This window comes from Granulicella sibirica (assembly GCF_004115155.1).
Lineage (GTDB): Bacteria > Acidobacteriota > Terriglobia > Terriglobales > Acidobacteriaceae > Edaphobacter > Edaphobacter sibiricus.
The window spans coordinates 38,788-56,382 of record NZ_RDSM01000006.1 but is presented as its reverse complement, the minus strand read 5'-3'; the positions used below and the strand labels follow the sequence as shown (position 1 = coordinate 56,382).

At 55.0% G+C, this 17,595-nt stretch carries 20 protein-coding genes; 9 read left to right on the top strand and 11 right to left on the bottom strand.

Annotated features, from left to right (window positions below; translation table 11 throughout):
• Positions 1-78: 78 nt before the first annotated feature.
• Positions 79-666, bottom strand: coding sequence for a DUF4136 domain-containing protein (locus tag GRAN_RS23620; RefSeq protein WP_128915538.1), 588 nt, complete (start codon positions 664-666; stop codon positions 79-81).
• Positions 667-900: 234 nt separating this feature from the next.
• Between GRAN_RS23620 and GRAN_RS23615 the strand changes: the two genes are divergently transcribed.
• The gene (locus GRAN_RS23615; RefSeq protein ID WP_128915537.1) at positions 901-1,644 is read left to right on the top strand and encodes a cyclase family protein; all 744 of its coding nucleotides are present in this window, start codon (positions 901-903) and stop codon (positions 1,642-1,644) included.
• Positions 1,645-1,796: 152 nt separating this feature from the next.
• Here the strand turns inward: GRAN_RS23615 and GRAN_RS23610 are convergent, their stop codons facing one another.
• On the bottom strand, positions 1,797-2,741 hold the full coding sequence (locus GRAN_RS23610; protein WP_128915536.1) for a DUF72 domain-containing protein: 945 nt from the start codon (positions 2,739-2,741) through the stop codon (positions 1,797-1,799).
• A 143-nt stretch (positions 2,742-2,884) separates the two neighbouring features.
• Here GRAN_RS23610 and GRAN_RS23605 point away from each other — a divergent pair, with 143 nt between their 5' ends.
• The 3 genes from GRAN_RS23605 (at position 2,885) to GRAN_RS23595 (ending at position 5,580) form a co-directional block, all read left to right on the top strand.
• Positions 2,885-3,379 (top strand): hypothetical protein, encoded by a 495-nt coding sequence (locus tag GRAN_RS23605; RefSeq protein ID WP_128915535.1) that lies wholly within the window; start codon positions 2,885-2,887, stop codon positions 3,377-3,379.
• 84 nt (positions 3,380-3,463) lie between these two features.
• The gene (gene ligD / locus GRAN_RS23600) at positions 3,464-4,438 is read left to right on the top strand and encodes a non-homologous end-joining DNA ligase (RefSeq protein WP_128915534.1); all 975 of its coding nucleotides are present in this window, start codon (positions 3,464-3,466) and stop codon (positions 4,436-4,438) included.
• Positions 4,439-5,364: 926 nt separating this feature from the next.
• Entirely contained in the window at positions 5,365-5,580 is a 216-nt protein-coding gene (locus GRAN_RS23595) for a hypothetical protein (protein WP_128915533.1), read from the top strand.
• Positions 5,581-5,638: 58 nt separating this feature from the next.
• Here the strand turns inward: GRAN_RS23595 and GRAN_RS23590 are convergent, their stop codons facing one another.
• From GRAN_RS23590 to GRAN_RS23580, 3 genes are all read right to left on the bottom strand, one after another.
• Positions 5,639-6,025, bottom strand: a complete 387-nt coding sequence (locus tag GRAN_RS23590) for an SOS response-associated peptidase (RefSeq protein ID WP_128915532.1) — start codon at positions 6,023-6,025, stop codon at positions 5,639-5,641.
• Complete coding sequence (locus tag GRAN_RS27185) at positions 5,991-6,227, bottom strand: SOS response-associated peptidase family protein (RefSeq protein ID WP_128915531.1); 237 nt, start codon at positions 6,225-6,227, stop codon at positions 5,991-5,993. Before GRAN_RS27185 ends, GRAN_RS23590 begins: the two co-directional genes overlap by 35 nt.
• A gap of 167 nt (positions 6,228-6,394) precedes the next feature.
• Positions 6,395-8,014 (bottom strand): PAS domain-containing sensor histidine kinase, encoded by a 1,620-nt coding sequence (locus GRAN_RS23580; RefSeq protein WP_161571141.1) that lies wholly within the window; start codon positions 8,012-8,014, stop codon positions 6,395-6,397.
• A gap of 228 nt (positions 8,015-8,242) precedes the next feature.
• Here GRAN_RS23580 and GRAN_RS23575 point away from each other — a divergent pair, with 228 nt between their 5' ends.
• Positions 8,243-8,986: a Crp/Fnr family transcriptional regulator gene (locus GRAN_RS23575; RefSeq protein WP_128915529.1), complete on the top strand. Its 744-nt coding sequence runs from the start codon at positions 8,243-8,245 to the stop codon at positions 8,984-8,986.
• 199 nt (positions 8,987-9,185) lie between these two features.
• A complete protein-coding gene (locus GRAN_RS23570) occupies positions 9,186-9,581 on the top strand; it encodes a response regulator (protein ID WP_128915528.1) in 396 nt (131 codons plus the stop codon).
• A 204-nt stretch (positions 9,582-9,785) separates the two neighbouring features.
• Here GRAN_RS23570 and GRAN_RS23560 read toward each other — a convergent pair whose 3' ends face one another.
• The 6 genes from GRAN_RS23560 to GRAN_RS23530 form a co-directional block, all read right to left on the bottom strand.
• Positions 9,786-10,250 carry a hypothetical protein gene (locus tag GRAN_RS23560; RefSeq protein WP_128915527.1) on the bottom strand — a complete coding sequence of 155 codons (465 nt, stop codon included), beginning with the start codon at positions 10,248-10,250 and terminating at the stop codon, positions 9,786-9,788.
• Between the two features lie 1,045 nt (positions 10,251-11,295).
• Positions 11,296-11,862, bottom strand: a complete 567-nt coding sequence (locus tag GRAN_RS23550) for a hypothetical protein (RefSeq protein WP_241655128.1) — start codon at positions 11,860-11,862, stop codon at positions 11,296-11,298.
• 382 nt (positions 11,863-12,244) lie between these two features.
• Positions 12,245-12,823 carry a YsnF/AvaK domain-containing protein gene (locus GRAN_RS23545; RefSeq protein ID WP_161571140.1) on the bottom strand — a complete coding sequence of 193 codons (579 nt, stop codon included), beginning with the start codon at positions 12,821-12,823 and terminating at the stop codon, positions 12,245-12,247.
• Between the two features lie 79 nt (positions 12,824-12,902).
• Positions 12,903-13,715 (bottom strand): YsnF/AvaK domain-containing protein, encoded by an 813-nt coding sequence (locus tag GRAN_RS23540; protein WP_161571139.1) that lies wholly within the window; start codon positions 13,713-13,715, stop codon positions 12,903-12,905.
• A gap of 46 nt (positions 13,716-13,761) precedes the next feature.
• Positions 13,762-14,265, bottom strand: a complete 504-nt coding sequence (locus GRAN_RS23535) for an OmpA family protein (protein ID WP_128915524.1) — start codon at positions 14,263-14,265, stop codon at positions 13,762-13,764.
• 34 nt (positions 14,266-14,299) lie between these two features.
• A complete protein-coding gene (locus tag GRAN_RS23530) occupies positions 14,300-15,049 on the bottom strand; it encodes a YsnF/AvaK domain-containing protein (protein WP_128915523.1) in 750 nt (249 codons plus the stop codon).
• Between the two features lie 340 nt (positions 15,050-15,389).
• On the opposite strand from GRAN_RS23530, the gene GRAN_RS23525 reads away from it, so the two are divergent.
• The 3 genes from GRAN_RS23525 (at position 15,390) to GRAN_RS23515 (ending at position 16,792) form a co-directional block, all read left to right on the top strand.
• Positions 15,390-15,866, top strand: coding sequence for a DUF3761 domain-containing protein (locus GRAN_RS23525; RefSeq protein ID WP_128915522.1), 477 nt, complete (start codon positions 15,390-15,392; stop codon positions 15,864-15,866).
• Positions 15,867-15,986: 120 nt separating this feature from the next.
• Positions 15,987-16,373, top strand: a complete 387-nt coding sequence (locus GRAN_RS23520) for a YidB family protein (RefSeq protein ID WP_241655127.1) — start codon at positions 15,987-15,989, stop codon at positions 16,371-16,373.
• 23 nt (positions 16,374-16,396) lie between these two features.
• A complete protein-coding gene (locus GRAN_RS23515) occupies positions 16,397-16,792 on the top strand; it encodes a LysM peptidoglycan-binding domain-containing protein (RefSeq protein ID WP_128915520.1) in 396 nt (131 codons plus the stop codon).
• The last annotated feature ends 803 nt before the right edge of the window (positions 16,793-17,595 follow it).

The window sequence follows — 17,595 nt, the reverse complement described above, 5'->3', positions numbered from 1 at the left end:
TTGGTACAGCACCTCAAGGCAATGTTTCTGTCAGCCAAAGAGCAAGGGTGCACCACCACGATGCACCCTCTGCGTCTCTCAACGCGCAGCGTTTGTTGGGACTTTCGCAATGATCTTGTCGACTGACTTGGCCAACTTCTTACTGTTTTTCTCCTCGTTACCAGACAGTGTGTCACTCGCCATTCCCCTAAAGACCAGTTGATGCTTCGGACCGTCGTACATGTCAACGACCAAAGTTCCGACAGGAATGTTGATAACCTGCGTGTTGGTAACACCCTCATCTCCGAATCCGCCCCCAAATCCGCCAAAGCCGCGTCCCCTCCAGCCAAATCCACCGCCCCCTAGACCCTCATAGAAACTGTTGTACTCCTGCTGGTTCTTGCGGGATCCAATGGCCGTCACCGCTAAATCTCCCCCTTCGGGAACTAATTGGAGGCCCTTGGAGGTGAGGGTCCGGGTGAGATCGTCTCGCAAATGCTGCTCAAACAGGCTGCTTGAGGCCTGCAATTTATAGATCGAGAAAGTGTGGTAATTGCCGAAATTGGCCTGGTGATCGTAGTCGGTGCTGACCTTCTGGGCGGTTGCGAAGCTGGAGGACAAGACTAACAGGGCGCTGAGACAGACGGCTTTCAGCCCCGTGGATTGCGTGTGGTTGTATCTGGGCATCTGAACATCCTTTAGACAGAGATCGGCGAAAGGTGTGCTGCATAGAAACAAGTCGGCTGGTGCCGCTCAATCCGCCTTTAGATGTCAAAAGGGCCTCACGCGTCAAGGCAAAGAATAGATAGAGAATCACCAGTAATCCCGAAGCGGCTGCGGACTAAGCCCACAGCTTGTCCTCCCATGCGCATCCATTTTTACACTCAGACCACTAGCTCACATTCAAACTAGGAGCACCCTATGATTTACGATCTCGCCCAGCCCCTCTATAACAATGGTCCCCAATTTCCGGGTCAACCGCCGAATTCGATTCTTTACCAGCAGCGTGCCGTGGTCCAAGGCGCGACGGTGGAGCGGCTTGAGATCATGACGCACTCTGGCTCGCATATCGACGCACCCTTTCACTACAAGCCGGAACTGCCCACCATCAGCGAACTTCCTCTTTCCCACTTCTACGGTCCTTGCGTTGCTCTTGACCTTCGTCCACTCGATGCGTGCCACCCGATCAACGCCAACGACCTGCGTCAGCACGAAGCCCTGATTTCCAAAGGGATCTTCCTCCTCTTGAAAACCGGGTGGGGTGACCGCCGCGCTAACACAAAGGAATTTCTCACTGATTGGCCTTACATGTCCGGCGACGGTGCCCGCTACCTGGTCGCGCGCGGCATTAAGGGATTTGGAATTGACGTACTCTCAACGGGCGGCTACCCAGACGAGCACGCTGAATCCGACGCGCACCTCGAACTGCTCGGGCAGCAAAAGCTTTTGCTCGAAGACATCCACATTCCGGACGACCTTCTCGATGGCAAGCGACGATACTTTGCCGCATTTCCCATCCTCATTGCCAATGCAAGCGGCTCTTGGGTGCGTCCCATCGTCTGGGACTCGGGAGACCTCGAGGGAGATCAGCCAGCTGAGGAAAGACCCACCGAACTGCCCTTCAACGTAGCGAGCTTGATCTCATTGGAAAGAACCGGTTTCTAAGGACTGCCAGATAAAGGCAGGACTGGAGTGGTCTCTTTCTTTATTGATTATTGGAAAGAACAAAGTTTCTGTGACTTGAGCGGCAGCTATTCGAAGGTGGAAAGGCGTCGCGACTAGATGACAGCATGAGTGTATCCCCGGGCGGCAGGAGGCTACACCGCCTTGGGCACAATGGCTGACTGGCCCCTCATCAAGTCCTTTACCCTTCGCATCAGGGCTTGGGCATCCACTGGTGCCCTCCCCTCTGCGTCGTTATCGAAGTAGACGTATACATCGCGGGCCTGACCGTCTTGAACTGGCGTTGCTGCGTACCGCCCCTCCGCCGCATTCCCGGTGGCAAAAGACACCACACGTTGCGCCCAAACCTCGATCGCATCCGCCTCATACCCACTGAGATAGAGACGCTCGGATCCATGCAGTCTCAGGTATGCAAAATCTGAGGTCACATCCATCAAGAGAGGCCACTCCACCGTGTCAGCCACTACCAGCCCGATGTTATGCTTCTTCAACAGCTCGATAAAGGCAGGCTGAACAAACGAATCATGCCGGATCTCAATTGCATGCCGCAACTGCGGATCTTCACCCCTCTTCAGCGTAGGTTTGAGAAAAGCCCGTGTGAGCATCCGCTCGTCGCATCGTTTCGCTAGCCTCACCGCGGAACGGACAGTGCGCGGAAGCAGCCTGAAGAAGCTCTCATAGCGTGCTGCGTCGTAAGCGCCCTCGTTGAACTTCATCATCGGCGGGAGCTGCCACACGAAGGGTCCAAGTTTCGTCCCGAGGGCTAAGACGCCTGACGCAAAGAAGTTCGCCAGCGCCGTCTCCACGGCGACCAGCTTCTTCATGTGCGTGATGAAGCGTCCGCCCTTCACTGCGAAGACAAAGTCAGACGGTGTCTCACTTGCCCATTGCTGAAAAGAACTCGGCCGCTGCAGCGAATAGAACGTTCCATTGATTTCCACGGATGAGAATGTCTTCGCAGCAAAGTCCAGTTCACGCCGCTGTGCCAGCCCCTTCGGGTAGAACTGCCCGCGCCATCTGGCATATCGCCATCCCGATATGCCAATGCGGACCGTGCCTGTCTGAGATGCCTCTCCCATAGGTTCTTTGGATGCTAGACCTAGGCCGTTCGCCTGCGTTCGCCTGTTCTAGGAGAGGTAATGGCGAGGGATGACGGGCGCGGGCTAACCAAGTCGTCGCACGCTGCAGGCATCCTTCGGTGGCTGTCGAGCCTCACAGCAACATGGCGTGGCCTAAGTCAATTCGACGTAGTCTGCGGCATCCTACCCTCTTTACCCTTTCTTTGATCCTTGCTCCCACGTTATGGATCGTCTTCGTCGGCAGCTCCAACCTGCATGAACTGATTATCGGAGCGGTCGCGAGTCTGGCCACTGTAGTCTTCATTACTTTTGTATGTCGCTCCAGCAACGAGGAGCTCACCTTTCGACCTCGTGACCTCATCCAGCTCTGGCGTATTCCCTGGTATATTGCGGTAGACGTCTGTGTAGTGACACTTGTCGCTGTGAGGGACCTGCTGCACCTTCAGCCCGCAGAATCTCTCTACCGTGTATGTGGTTTTGACACGAGTGTCCACGATCCTGTACGCAAAGCTCGCAGCGTCATGGCGATCGCCTACACGACAGCATCGCCGAACATCATCGTCATCGGAATAGACCCTGCACAATCGCGCATGCTATTCCACCAGATCAAGGACGGCAAGAATCCGAACCATTCTTAGCGCCGCGAGCATGAAGCTCGGACATCACTACTCACTCGACATCCAGGATCGAAGTGGCTCTTTAAAGGAAGACCCGGAGTTCTCATGAGTGCAGCGGTGAAGAGACAAGCCCCCAGCCATATCGGCTTCATCGAATCGATGGAATGTCTTGCAGTGCCATCGCTCCCCGAGGGTCCCGAGTGGACCTATGAGATCAAGCTAGACGGCTTTCGGCTGGAAGTGGTCAAGGATGGCTCCGAGACAACACTCTTTTCACGACGCGGCAACGTTCTCAATCAAAAGTTCTCCTACATCGCTCAAGCGTTGAAATGGCTTCCAGCAAATACGGTCATCGATGGGGAATTGGTAGCCCTTGACGATGAAGGTCGTACCGATTTTAACCTGCTCCAAAACTTTCGATCGGCAGAATGTCGGATTCACTACTATGCGTTCGACATCCTGATCTCAAAGGGCAAAGACCTCACACATCTTCCCTTGGCGGAGCGTCGAGCAATCCTTGAGAAGATCTTGACAGTCAATGACCATATCGGCCTCTCGGTGGTTCAGAATGATTCGAAAGCGATGCTCACATTTGTGCGCGAGCATGGGCTAGAGGGCCTAGTTGCAAAGCGTACAGACGGCGTCTACCAACCCGGCAAGCGTACAGGGCTATGGGCAAAGCACCGCATCAACCTCGGCCAAGAATTCGTCATCGGCGGCTACACGAAGGGAACGCAGGGATTTGATGCGCTCATCATCGGCTTCTACCGGGGTAAGGAACTCATCTATGCAGCGAGGGTTCGTGCAGGCTTCGTCCCGGCCACTCGCCGCGAGGTATTCGCTCAAATTAAAGACTTGAAGATTGAGCGGTGCCCCTTTGTGAATCTTCCAGAGACAGGAGCGGGCCGCTGGGGGCAAGGGCTTACGGCGGCAAAAATGAAGGAGTGCGTGTGGCTGCGGCCCGAGGCGGTAGGGCGATTCGACTTTCTTGAGTGGACCGGGGCCGATCATCTCCGTCACACTAAATTTGTCGCCCTACGGGACGACAAAGACCCGCAGAAGGTCGTCAGAGAAACCTGATTTTGAATTGAGTCATTTGGCCGACAGACGATCACATGACTATCGGATATTCTCTGCTATAACCGGGACTGTAACGCATCCACCCATGGTCCAAAACCCACAAATAATCGTATACGGCCAAGACAGGACTCTCCTTAATACGCGAGCGTGGGTACTGCAAACCGCTGGCTTTGAGGTAGACACGGCCACGAACCTAAATGAGATTGAGAGCCTGAGCACGACCCGCACTGTGGAGTTGCTCATTCTTTGCCACACCCTCAGTCCTGATCAGCTTTCAAGCGCTATCGCGCTTTCCCGCAGCGAAAAATCCAACATCGGGCAGCTTCTATTGATCTCTGGGCCGACCACACCGATTACCGAGACGCCCTATCCGACCGTGAACCCTCTTTCCGGTCCTAATGCGTTCATCGATTCCGTGCGAAGCCTCGTGACCTCTTAGGGCGCGATCGGCAGCGCACGCGCCACAATATTGCATCGAATCGTTTAGCCTTCGCAAGCGCACGAGGAAGACTGCAATTTACGCGGGGTCTAAGGGTTTATGGAAGGCTCAAACAACTCTCAGGTTGCGGACTTGCTTCATCGGCTGACCCCACCGGTAGAAGCTCTTGCCAATCTTAGTTGGCTAATTTTGCATGATTGCGAGCACGCCGATAAAGTTCGCTTCTACGCCGAACACGCGGAGCAACAGATCGCCGAACTGCGGACGATCATGTTGGAGAGCAGCAAGCCGAAGGAGTGAGACCCTTGTGGCCTTTTTCTCTTGATCTTGACGTCAATCAGGATTAGCTTTATCTGTAACACAATAAAGGACTTATGTCCGATAACGCCTTTTATGTACAGTGAATTGCGGATTGGTTCGGAAGGCAGTTTTTCTTGCGATTAGTCGATTAGTCGGCTCCTAAAGCATCATCATTGAGAGGTAAGCCATGGACGACACCATTGTTGTGAAGAAGCCGGACGGCACTTTCAAAGCCACGCATAATGGCAGGACTATAGGAACGGGCGACAATCAGAATGAAGCTGCATGGAACGGTCTACAGAATCGTCCAAATGCGGCTGTTGTCGCTCAGCGCGTGCGCCACATCGCCGGAGATAAGCATCCTGACGAGTTCCGTCGAATTCATCCTAAAAAACCGGAGTAGACGGCGAATCTCTCTGAGCCGATTCTCGTGGGCAGCTAAACGGCGCATGTGCTTGAACCTAAAAGAGGGTTAATGGCCCAGTAGGTAACTCAGGAAGCGGATTCAGTAGGTGAGGACCGTTTCCATTCAGCTTGGCGATCTTCCAGGCTTTCATCCCTTCAGCTGGATAGGTCCGCACAAGATCCATAGGCAAGTGGGAAGGCTCCACATCGGCGAGCCACCGATCGTAGTCCTTCGGCTCGACAATGAGCGGAGTACGGTCATGGAACGCTTTCATCGTGTCATTTGGCTCGCAGGTAATCATGGCAAAGCTCTCGATGACCTGGCCGGTTGTGTGATCCTTCCACCGGTCCCAGATCCCGCCGAAGGAGAACAGCCGGTCATCGGTGAGAGCTACTGCATAGGGCTGCTTAGTTTTCTTGTCGATTGGCTGGCTCCCATTCATAGAAGAACTCGCCGGGGATGAGGCATCTGCGCCGTTGGAACGGTTCTCGCCATGAGCCGCTGGTCACTAGCTTGTCCGCCCTGGCATTGATACTCTCAAAGGTCGGCTTAGGGGTCTTAGACCAGAAAGGAACCAGCCGCCATTTCAGGAACGCCAGTTCACGCTCGCCGGAATCTCTGCTGAGCCGGATAACAGGCTGCATGGAATCAGGGGTGATGTTCCAGTCCGGCGCTGCCTATAGCGGTACTTCCCCAAGATCGCGTAGCCGGTAGTGCTCAGCGATATGTTGCTTGTCGGAACGGCGTCCGTAGCGTCCACACATGGGAACATCTTAGTCGGAATTGTCTAATGTGTACTGATGTGCCTGGGCTATCTTGTCGCTGCTTCAAAAGGTAAGAACACTGCAAACACCGTTCCGCTTGAACCGGGCGTTTGAGAGCTGCGGACTCGTATCCGTCCTCGATGGCGGTCCATGATCTCTTTGCTCAACCAAAGTCCAAGACCAGTTCCACCTAAGCCCTTGGTCGTGTAGAACGGTTCGAATACCTTTTCCAGAACGTGGCTTGGCATACCGGAGCCCGTATCTGCGACGGTGAAGATAACGCCTTTGTCGCCACTGCTCCAGTCTGTGCCTTCACGACTTCTCAGGAGAAGACGGCCACCGTTGGGGAGTAGCGCATCGATCGCATTGCCAACTAGATTGTTCAACACTTGACGGATCTCACCGTCAAAGACCTCGACAGTCTTTTGGGCTCTCATGCGTTCTTGAACCGCTACGTTAGAGTTCATGAGACGCCCTTGATAGACGGAGAGGACGCTCTTAAAAAGCGCTTCTCCCGTCATTGCCACAGGATTTGTCGATTGCTTGTAGAACCGCAGGGTTTGGCTGGTAATTGCTGATGCTCTGCGCAGCTCTATTTCCGCTGTGTCCAGATACTCGGCTATCTCAGATTTTTCCTCTGTCGTCTTCGCGAGGTAGAGCAGGTTCGTCACCGATTCGAGAGGGTTGTTGATCTCGTGAGCGATGGATGCCGCCAATCTTCCAACGGCAGCCAGCTTTTCGTTTTGAATGAGGGCGGCCTCTGCCTTTTTCTGCTGCGTCGTCTCAATGCTCGCTGCTGCGATGCCTGTTACCTCACCATCTTCAGAGCGAACCGGCACATAATTGCTATGCCAGTGTCTATGCACTCCTGGGCTGTTTGCCAGCTCGCCTTCTGCACTTACGCCTATCAGGGCCTCCCCTCGCGCCACCGATTCCAATTGATTCCGCAAGGCTTTAACGTCCGCAGCCAGGTCGAAGACGCTTGTGCCGGTCACGGTCTCGATAGATTGGTTCAGCATCTCCGCCAGCTTTGAGTTGACTCGGAGATAGCGAAAAGTCTTGGCGTCGATAAGGGCTGCGGCCACCGCGCCGCTGTCGTAAATAGCGGAAAGCTGCGCTTCACTCTCGCGCAACTTCCTCTCTACCAACTCTGCGTCCGTATAGTCGATGATTGACTGATAGAGGCCCAGAATCCTCGGACCTTCGGGAGTGTCGCCCCAAACAGGATTGTTGGAAAGAGTGCAGATACGCTCGACCAACTCTCCATTGAGCAGAATGCGGAACGGAACCCTTTCGAAGATGTTTGCTTCGCCTGTCTTCCAGGGCTCGCCGATAATACCTGCAGCTTGGTCTCTGATTTCATCCCAGACATCAAGGAACGGCTCGCCCATGCTGGCGGGCTTTGTCCCGAGAAGATGCTTGTAGAGGTCGTTGTAAAGCAGAACGCGTTCCGGCCCCCAGATTAGGCAAGAAATCAGCTTTGATCCCAGCATCAGGTTGACCGCGACAACCAGCTCGGCAGACCAGTCTTGGATCGCTCCAAGAGCGGTCCCTTCCCAGGCATGACGCCGAATCGCATCCGCCATCTCACTGGAGCCGTGAATGCGGCGGGTTGAAAGTTCGGCTCGCTTTCCGCCGTTCAGGTTGGCAGTCTCTTGGCGAATCATCTCACTACACATTCCCGCATTCCGGGCCTCTCATGCAACCGCAACCCGTTCGCCTGCCGATCGAATTCGATGCACCAACATCGAAACCGTATATTGCTCGTCTGCCACTTAGCAGACATAAGAGAGTATCATTGAACCAGATCAAGCCAGACAAACGGAATGCTCTCATTTCACGCCGTCTTTGGTGCTCGGCGCGGAGCATTCATGTTCCGCAGAACGCGGGGTTCCATGGCGCATCTGCCCTTTAAGAATGTTCTCTTAAGTAAGTTCGATGCTCAGCTCATTGAAAGGCTCGAACTTCGTCCCGTCGACCTCCCTCTCAACCGCGAGATTGAAAATCCTGGCAGCCGCATCGATAATCTCTTCTTTCTGGAAGAGGGAATGGCTTCGATGACCACAACCTTCAGCGATGGCGGTCAAGTAGAGGTGGCCTTGGCAGGCGCGGAGGCCGTTTTGGGCGCGTCGGTCCTGATGGGCACCAAACTCAGCCTAAACCGCGTTTTTATGCAGGTACCGGGACATGGATACTCTGTACGGGCGGCGGTGGCGGCCGTCGAATTCAGACGGTGCGAGATGTTTCAAGACCTCACCTTACGATACTTGCAGGCACAATTCATCCAGTCAGCGCAGACGGCCGGGTGCAACGCCCGCCATTCGCTTGAGCAGCGTCTAGCGCGGTGGCTTCTTCTCTGTGCGGACCGAAATGGTGGCCGGAATCTTCCGTTCTCGCATGAATGTATCGCCGATATGCTTGGTGCCAGGAGAACTTCGGTCACGGTGGCGGCGGGGGTCTTCAAAGCCCAAGGGCTGATTGAGTATTCACGGGGCAGCATCCACCTCCTGGATATTGAGGGGCTGGAAGCCCAGGCTTGTGAGTGCTATAGCGTAGTTCGGAATCATCTAGCCGATTTTGCAGAATACGACGCTGGAACCGGCTGCTCCCCGCTGCGACCCGATCCTGTTCTCTCGTAAGCCGAGATCTGATGCCGCAAATAAGCTCTGTATGTTCTCTCGAGAACACTGGACTGAAAGATTAAGCTGTAGGGTGAAATCAGTAAGATTGGCTCGACAAGCTTTGAGTTGCCCGCACATGAAAAAATAATTGTGGACCGTTCATTCGTTTGTAAGCCCTGTGTCTTCAACACAGAGGAAACACAACGAAAGGAGATCCATGGCAGATCAGACACTTAAGCGAATCTTTGTGGTCGATGATGAACGAGTCATCGCGGAAACCCTCGCCACAATCCTCGAAAAAAGCGGGTTTTCAGCGCAGTGCTTCTTTAATCCTTTAGAGGCGCTGTATGCGGCCCGGTCCGATGCTCCTGATTTGCTCATCTCCGACGTCATGATGCCGCAATTATCGGGTGTCGAGTTGGCCGTTCAAATGAAGACGATGTGGCCACTTTGTCAGATCCTTCTCTTCTCAGGCCAGGCAGCAACAGCGGATCTGCTCCAAACTGCTCGGGAACAAGGGCATGACTTCCATCTGCTTACTAAGCCGGTTCACCCGAGCGACCTCTTGAAGGAGATCCAGAGGCAAGACTCGGAAGCTGGCATGAGAGTCTAATCTTCGATCTCATTTCAGTCACCCGGGGAGTGATTCACATTCTCGACGTGATCGGATTGGAAGCCAAGGCTTGCGAGTGTTACCACGTCATCAACGACCATTTTGGACAACTACACACAGTTCGATAGTGGGATACCAGCCCCCTTGTCCGAGCGACGTCCGTAGCCTCCACACTTGAAGGCATCTTAGCCCCGGCAGATATCGTTACAGAGCGATGGTCGCCAGGGCCAGGCGGAGGTCTTCAATATTGCGGTGCTGTGCCTCAGCCCTCTCGATGAGCAATCGGAAATTAGGCTTGTCCCGAACGTTGCCGCAGGCGGCGCTACGTTCAAGCGCTTTCCAGAGGTGAAGTTTGCCCTGTACTCCTAGCGCAAGAAATTCGAGCGCTTCAAAAGCACCAAAAGCCCTCTTCCCTTCTCTAACCTTGAACCCAACAAGTCGAGAGCTCACCCAGGCGGCGGAGTCTTTGATGGTGCTGGGGCCCTGAGCCAAGGTCAACAAGAATGCTTCAAGTGTCTGCTTGTCTTCTTGAACCTCACTTGACAGAGAGTTGAGAAAGCTAACTAGCATAGGCTCGCCCGAATGCTTTTGGAGCAGGCCGATGACCTCCAACGCTGCGTTGGCACCGGCAAGATGGTCGTGTAGATACGTTGTCAGATCAGGATTCATACGATACCCTTCCACGAGCGGTCCAGAACTTTCTACCAGGTCCACTAGGCCGATCGGTTGACATCTGCTCGACAGCGGTTGGGAGATGCTCAAGAACTCGTCGGCCTTCCCTGTTCGCAGTCACCTGAAGGACGGGCTGATCTGCTCCATCCTCCAGATAGGTCCCTCTTCGTACAGAGGTCCTTCCTCTCGAACGAATGCGGGGGGATCTCCAGCCTGGAGCCAGATATGGTAGTCAGAAGGCTGCTTGCCGATAATGGGCGCAACGATCCCGTCACCCCGCCCAGCTCGACATGGAGGGTAAAGTCTGTCGCTTTCCTCCGAAAAGCACCGACTCGAAATGAGAGAGTTCCCGTTGGCTTGATTGCAATATGGATGAGGCGTGGCTTCTTGCCAGGCACAACGTAGGAGACTTTGGTCTCAGGTGTGGAAGGAGAGATGTTCAAAAGCAAATTCGGCGGAAGCCCATTCGACACGTCCGGAGGCAGATCCATATGCTCCGTCGAAACACTTCCGTCTTCAGCCTTGAATGTAAGGTTGCCGCTTGTCACGTCAATGAGAAAGTCGATCGGCTTAGGAAATGAAGGACCGTGCTGAATGTGATGGTCGGTCAACAAGTGAAAGACCTTATCCTGCGTGAAGACCGTTACGTCTTCATCCACGGACCCATCTTTGAAGCGGAATATCAACCGAGATGTTACCTTGCCCCTGCTGACGATCTGAGTTGACTCGCCTGTCGCGATTGTCACGCCGTCGAGAGTTTTGAGCGCGAGAAAGCCATGACTCGACCCTTGTCCGTACCGAACTGGAATAGGTTCTGCTTTCAACGAAGCAGCAAGGAGAAAGCTTAAGACGGTCGAAAGACCGAGCGCATTGGCGCAGAAACGCATGGTAATGCTCCTTGGTGTTTAGTTAGCAGATCCATGAAGTTGGACCGCAAGCGGAGCTAAAAAGGCTGCCTGAAACCTAAACCCAAGACTTAATGTTCGGTTGCGCGGAGAAGGATAACGGTACTGAGACCTGCGCGGCTTGTGGGCTCCGGAATCTAGCCATGGCGTTTTGTCTGCAGAAACGAAGCCAACACGGTGGGACCAGCGAGAAGGAAATTAAGCAGGATCTTCGGCAACACTTCTATGTCGTGAAGAATGGTGGTCTCTTGAGAGCCACCCAACATCGCACCATGACGCATGGCGTACCAACTGAAGGCTGCTGAGATTGCAGACACTAAGAATGAAAGAACAAGTCCGCCGCTAAGGTGAGGCGTGTGCGCGAGTCGATGAACTCCCGACTGAGCCAGGAGCATCATGCCCGGCAAACCTATCCAGACCACGGCAGCGGTCGCCCAAAGAGGCTCCGCATTCCGCAACTGCTGTGAAATCGCTCCAATCAATCCTCCCGTGACGAAAGCAAATACTGCTTCGACAATGAGTGCCTTTGTCGCTTCTCCTCGCCCAGCCTGAAGATTCGTAAAGAAAAAGGCTGCTCCACGCACCGCTGCAGCAAAGGCCGCGGCCTTCCAGCTCCACGGGGGAACCAGAGTCTTTACAGGCTCGCGCACGATGTTGCGCAGTATTTGTCGAAGATGTACGGGTGTACCTACCATCTGGTCCATAACTCTTGTTTTCGATGCTTACAGGATTGCCGTGGCCCTAACGAACCAGCAAAGATACGGCCGATAACCCGTCCGTTGGATTGCATACCCTAGGATTCCGCGCGACTGTATAGATCAGGAACCGAAAATTCCCAGCGAGGTGATCATGCAGGGGCATACTCACACCGAAAGACACGGCATCAACCTGATGCCATGGCAGATCGAAGCTGCCGACGACCTTGAGCAAGCCTGCATCCTCGTGGCCACGATGAACGGAAACGAGATGGTGAGCGTCTCTCTTCACGTCGCCTCTAGTCCGCCTGCCCCCAACCCAGATTGTAGTAGCCGTACCTCTCAAAGTTGATGATGTTTGCGGCGACACAGACGGTGCACCCACATCGTCTTATCCCGGAACGCGTTCAACCGAGATGTGTTCTTTGTGTAGGGTGACGACCTGAGTGTCGTGTCGCTCGGTATCACGCTGAATGATGCGAATCTCCTCTTTGAGAACAAGCTCCTTCGTAAGAACTAATCGCTCCTCTACGAGCGAGTAGATGGTGGTGTTCCCTTCTTGGCGGACCGGCGGAGGAGCATCTACAGGCTGGTTAATAACGATGCGTTCCACATCAAATGTGCGGACCGCGAGGGTCTCATCTAGGGCTTCGGTGTATTCCTGGACCGTTTTGTTCAGGCGAACCGTGCCCGTAGCAACAGTCCGCTTCCCTACTTCCAGTCTTTCTTCAACCAACGGGATTGTGACGCTGTTGTTCGAGGAGAGAACGTCCGCCCGCGTGTCAGCGGACTTCCATACGTCAGAGGTCTGAAGAAGCACACTGGTCGGTAGGCGAACCACTTCACCGTTGGCCATCCAGATCTCAGTAAATGGTTGAGTCGCGTCGAATTGCCCAGAGACGGCAAGGACATTGGGCCGGGTAGTGGACTGGTCATCCACTGTTGACGTGGCAGATTCAGTGTCAGTCATAGAAACTCCTATCGGGCAAAATGCCACAGGCCGGACGTGTTGATGTCCGGCCTGCGTGGTGAGCGAAATACGTGATCGTCTAGTAGCGATCCTTCGAGATGCCGGCTCCAGTGGTCTCGCCGGGAACCTCCTCGACATCCACCTCTGTCTTGCGAACGGAATCATGGATGGCCTGAGTGCGCTCGCTGCTTTGCTTGCCGACGAGAACCTCCTCTACGACTCGGCTCGTCTTGCCCACGACGGCTTCCTCTCCAGTTGCGTTCAACTCGATGACGGATCCGCTACCGGCAGCAAAATCAGCTGCGGTTGCAGGCCGGTTGACCGCGCGGCGCTCCACGTTGATCTGCTCTTCGCGGAGGTTGATGTCCGCGTCGACCGGACGCTCTACAACGTGGGAGTAGATGCGGACACCACCGCGATCAACCTCGCGCTTCCCGACTACGAGCTCTTCTTCGACGATTGGGATCGCTACGCCTTCTGCTGCGGTTTTCGCGGAACCTTGGTACTGACTGCTCGACCCGCCCTCGATATCGCGAGCTCCAACCTGCTTTAGAAAAGTGGCTGCCTCGGCAGCTTCTTCGTCCGGTACCGTGATTGCGAGGAGCGCACCACCCGCGTTTACCCCTTTCGCGTAATGATCATGGGCGTGGTCATCGCCGCCGCTGAGTGAACGGAAGAAGCTGCTGATCTTCTCTCCGATCCCCGTGCCGCCCCCGCTCCCGATATCTGTATAGCCTGATTCGTTTGCAGTTGGCGCAGACGATGAAGCTGGACCCTCATCATTGGCCATGACGTGGATGTTATGGGATTCGTAGCCGTCCGTGATCAACTCCTGCCTCGCCTTGTTCGCTTCCGCCATTGTGCTGAAAAGCCCTACGACTGTCTTCGACATATATATTCTCCTGGTGTGAGTTAGATGCTTGAATTGTTTGCAGTGCTTACTGCGGCTGCGAGAAGAGTTCGACGCGGCGATTGTCCGCCTTGCCATTCGGAGTCGCATTGGTGTCGGTGGGCTTCTGAGCTCCAAAGCCTCCGCCAGTCAATCGACCTCCATCAATACCTTGTTCCTTAAGGTAGCCAGCGACTGCGAGTGCCCGCTGTTCCGAAAGATCTGCATTGTGGGGTGCTGAACCGGTGCTGTCGGTGAAGCCCTCGATCCGGAGATGGGCGGAGGGATTTGCTTTCATCGCCGCTGCAGCTTGCTGTAGAGTCGCCTGGCCTTCCGGTGTCAGAGTGGCTTTGTCTGTGTCGAAATGCACAGAACCGAGGTCCGGAAATGCAGGCGCGGCAGCCGTTGAGCTGACAACTGGTGCGCCGTCAGCAGGATGGCGGTGGGTGAGGAAATAGGCGAGGAGAGCCAGCAGAAGAAGGAGTGGCAGGAGCCAAGCCCAGACGGGAATTACCTTCTTGGTCTCTTCGTAGACTTTGACGCGTTCAGCCATGAATTGCTCCTGGGATACCGGATGGGCCTACAAATTAGTTCGTTTTGACTGGCGTTCTCAGTTCGCTCTCGGGCTGAATCTCTTCAATCTCAACCTCGGTATGGCGGACCGTATCGTGAATATGCTCCGTACGCTCCGATGCGGTCTTGCCCACGACCACTTCTTCTACAACGTGCGCTGTCTTTCCGACTACGGCTTCTTCGGCTGTTTCGGTGAGTTCGAACACTTGATTGCCCTGAAGTGCCAGATCTGCATCCGTGACCGGACGGTCCACGGCATTTCGCTCGACAACGACATGCTCCTCGCGGAGGTCGATCGACTCCTCTACAGGAATCTCGATGACTCGCCGATAAACACGGACGCCACCTTGATCCACCGTTCGCTTGCCCACGGCGAGCTCCTCTTCAACGAGGGGAATAGTTGTCTCATCCTCCGCTCCAACCGGAAGTGCAGCAGCTTTGGGCGTCACGACAGCATCATCAATCTTGGTAGCCTTGTGGCTTCCAAAGATCTTCTCAACAGCAGAAACATGCCCTTGCACGTTCGAAACCGCCACGACAACGCCGCCGTTGCGTATTCCTTCCAGAAGATGTTCGCGGTCACGAGCTGGAATTCCAAATTCATCGAGAGTGGAACCAGCGGCATGCTCAGGTCCTTCCTTTCCGATGACAGCGATGGACGAGGGAGGAATGCCTTGCTTATAAAGATCTTCCGTTGCTGCGGCAGCCTGATCTTGATGATGGAATAGGCACACAAGATGAGTGAGCTCGTCGGTCATTGCCATGAATCCTCCATAGGTGAAGTCGCGAGATCTTACGGCTGCAGGCACAGCTCTACGTCGGCTTGGGCCGCGATTTCAGGGTGCTACGTGGGCTATTGTTCGTGCTTGATGGAGAGGAGAGCGGCCTTCGGATCGATACCTGCAGCCCCTAGTTCCCAGTATTGAGTTGCCTACTTTTTGGCTTCGGTTGTACCTGAAACTTTGAAATGTGAGTCTGGGAGACGACATAAATCCCGGCAATTTCATGGAAACACCTTGGTCGCGATAGGGGAAGGCTAGAGCGCGCATCCAATGGCGCAACCGGCTGCGAACAAGACCTTTGAGCCGGATCTATGGGGGATCTATGACCAAACGCGCCATCGCTGTTTTCGCCGCACTCTTTATGTCCGTCTGTACCCTTGCTCACGCACAGGCCCCCGCCGGGGCGACGGGACAGTGTAAAGACGGCACCTACTCCACCGCCAAGGCTAAGAGCGGAGCCTGCTCCGGACACAAGGGCGTGCAGACCTGGTACGCAACAGCTTCGGCAGCACCGGCACCGGCCCCAGCGGCAACGCCCAGCGCAGCTCCAACGCCGCCTCCGGCCCCGACCTCTGCGCCCGCATCTCGCCCGTCTGCGACCTCCAGCCCGTCAACTATGCCGAGCCAGCCCGCAGCCGGGGGCGGACCGGGCCAGGTTTGGGTCAATACCTCCACCAAGGTCTACCATTGCAGCGGCGATCGGTATTACGGCAAGACGAAAAAGGGTTCTTACATGAGCGAGTCTGACGCCATTGCCAAAGGCGCACGCCCTGACGCCGGAAAGCCCTGCCCCAAGTAGCGTTTCACCCCAAGGTCTCAGGCCGAGGAGAAGCCTGAGATGCACCTCATTCAGCTCAACCAGCTTTCCGCAATCTCACACCCGAGGTCATGTATGGGACTACTAGACACAATTGAAGGAATGGCCAGTCAACAGGGCCAGAGCACAAATCCAGGCACCAACGCGAATGTCGCTAGCGGCATGATGCAGGCTCTTGAACAGCATCCTGGCGGCCTTTCCGGCGTCATCGACTCTTTCCGTAACAACGGTATGGCCGACCACGTCCAAAACTGGTCCAACGGCCAGGAACCCGCCGCTACGCCCGGCCAGATCGAACAAGGTCTCGGAAACACCGGTTTCATCGAGAACGTTGCTGCGAAGGCCGGTGTCTCGCCTGAAATCGCGAAGCTAGCCATGGCAACGGTGCTTCCCATGGTCCTCGCGCATTTCACCAATGGGGGCCAGCAGGCTCCGCCACAGAGTGGCTACGGTGGCATGGCATCACAGCTTCTCAGCAAGTTCCTCTAAACCCATATTCCAGGAGAACCGAAGTGGCTGATTTTCAGGCATTGCAGCAGAAATACGCTCCCGTCGTCGACATGATTAAGAAGTTCGAGCCCTACGGTGCCAAGTTTGTAGGCTCCGACCTGGTAGGTGAGCAGTACCATCTCGTTGCTCAGGTTCCATCGCAGGTAGTTCTGGAACGCGTTTGGGACATCATCAAGCAGGTCGACCCACAGTACGCTGATCTAAAGCATGAGATCAGCAACACCGGCGGTCAGGACGGTTCCTACACCATTCAATCAGGCGACAATCTCAGCAAAGTGAGCGATCTCTTCTACGGTCACGCCAATAAGTACAATGAGATCGCCAAGGCCAATCACCTGGCCGACGCGAACAAGATTCAGGTCGGCCAGCTCCTCGACATCCCACTCATCAAGTCCTAAACCGGCGTACGGCAGACCTGTTCGGCCTTAAAAAATCACACTGCTAAACGGATAAACTGATAAACCAATCGGCATATGGCGTGTTGACTGCCATATGCCGATTCCAGTCCGGAGCACCGTCAGTCCACCAAACCGGCCCGCGCTCACCCAATTGATGTTTGGCTCGATCAACCCTCTTCCGGGCTGCTTCGCGACCGACCAAATCCCGAATGCGCATAGCTGCGCCCTTTGCCCTTCGCGCCTCCGTCAACTCTTTGACCAGGAGCTGCTTTGCTTCGGACGGAAGTGAAGGGTTTGTGCATCGCCAGAGACGCCCTTTGACTACAAAATATCGTCCGTCCGGAGTGACCGGATAGCGGGACTTCACTTCTGCGAAACCTTGATCTCGAACAAGGGAATGGCTGCGGCTGCGGGACCTCGCACTTTGAAGTCGAGGGTGGTCTGCTCGTGCGCTTCCGGGTGTTGCTCGTGCCAAAGAATACGGGGCAGACCCAACAACGTTGTCACTGGGGGCAATCTGGCGGGACAGATTGGCCGCCGCTGATCCTGAAACCGGACAGGATCCTCTGATCCGTCGCAAAACATATAGCAATAGAGTTCGCTCGATACCAACTTCCGCGACACGCGTGTGGCTCATATCTGGAGGAGCAAGAATCGTCGCAAAACTTACAAGTTTTGCGATAAGTCAGACTTTTGGGGACCTACAGAGCGCCGCCGAAGATCAGAACGGCCGGAAAGAGTCTCACAGATTGCCTTCAGTGACAGTATTGTTGGGTCCGACCCATCTTCTCCTTGCCCCCACA

Coding starts and splice junctions, on each gene's coding strand:
- GRAN_RS23620 (WP_128915538.1), bottom strand. CDS start 666: ATGCCCAGATACAACCACACGCAATCCACGGGGCTGAAAGCCGTCTGT.
- GRAN_RS23615 (WP_128915537.1), top strand. CDS start 901: ATGATTTACGATCTCGCCCAGCCCCTCTATAACAATGGTCCCCAATTT.
- GRAN_RS23610 (WP_128915536.1), bottom strand. CDS start 2,741: ATGGGAGAGGCATCTCAGACAGGCACGGTCCGCATTGGCATATCGGGA.
- GRAN_RS23605 (WP_128915535.1), top strand. CDS start 2,885: ATGGCGTGGCCTAAGTCAATTCGACGTAGTCTGCGGCATCCTACCCTC.
- ligD (WP_128915534.1), top strand. CDS start 3,464: ATGAGTGCAGCGGTGAAGAGACAAGCCCCCAGCCATATCGGCTTCATC.
- GRAN_RS23595 (WP_128915533.1), top strand. CDS start 5,365: ATGGACGACACCATTGTTGTGAAGAAGCCGGACGGCACTTTCAAAGCC.
- GRAN_RS23590 (WP_128915532.1), bottom strand. CDS start 6,025: ATGAATGGGAGCCAGCCAATCGACAAGAAAACTAAGCAGCCCTATGCA.
- GRAN_RS27185 (WP_128915531.1), bottom strand. CDS start 6,227: ATGCAGCCTGTTATCCGGCTCAGCAGAGATTCCGGCGAGCGTGAACTG.
- GRAN_RS23580 (WP_161571141.1), bottom strand. CDS start 8,014: ATGATTCGCCAAGAGACTGCCAACCTGAACGGCGGAAAGCGAGCCGAA.
- GRAN_RS23575 (WP_128915529.1), top strand. CDS start 8,243: ATGGCGCATCTGCCCTTTAAGAATGTTCTCTTAAGTAAGTTCGATGCT.
- GRAN_RS23570 (WP_128915528.1), top strand. CDS start 9,186: ATGGCAGATCAGACACTTAAGCGAATCTTTGTGGTCGATGATGAACGA.
- GRAN_RS23560 (WP_128915527.1), bottom strand. CDS start 10,250: ATGAATCCTGATCTGACAACGTATCTACACGACCATCTTGCCGGTGCC.
- GRAN_RS23550 (WP_241655128.1), bottom strand. CDS start 11,862: ATGGACCAGATGGTAGGTACACCCGTACATCTTCGACAAATACTGCGC.
- GRAN_RS23545 (WP_161571140.1), bottom strand. CDS start 12,823: ATGACTGACACTGAATCTGCCACGTCAACAGTGGATGACCAGTCCACT.
- GRAN_RS23540 (WP_161571139.1), bottom strand. CDS start 13,715: ATGTCGAAGACAGTCGTAGGGCTTTTCAGCACAATGGCGGAAGCGAAC.
- GRAN_RS23535 (WP_128915524.1), bottom strand. CDS start 14,265: ATGGCTGAACGCGTCAAAGTCTACGAAGAGACCAAGAAGGTAATTCCC.
- GRAN_RS23530 (WP_128915523.1), bottom strand. CDS start 15,049: ATGGCAATGACCGACGAGCTCACTCATCTTGTGTGCCTATTCCATCAT.
- GRAN_RS23525 (WP_128915522.1), top strand. CDS start 15,390: ATGACCAAACGCGCCATCGCTGTTTTCGCCGCACTCTTTATGTCCGTC.
- GRAN_RS23520 (WP_241655127.1), top strand. CDS start 15,987: ATGGCCAGTCAACAGGGCCAGAGCACAAATCCAGGCACCAACGCGAAT.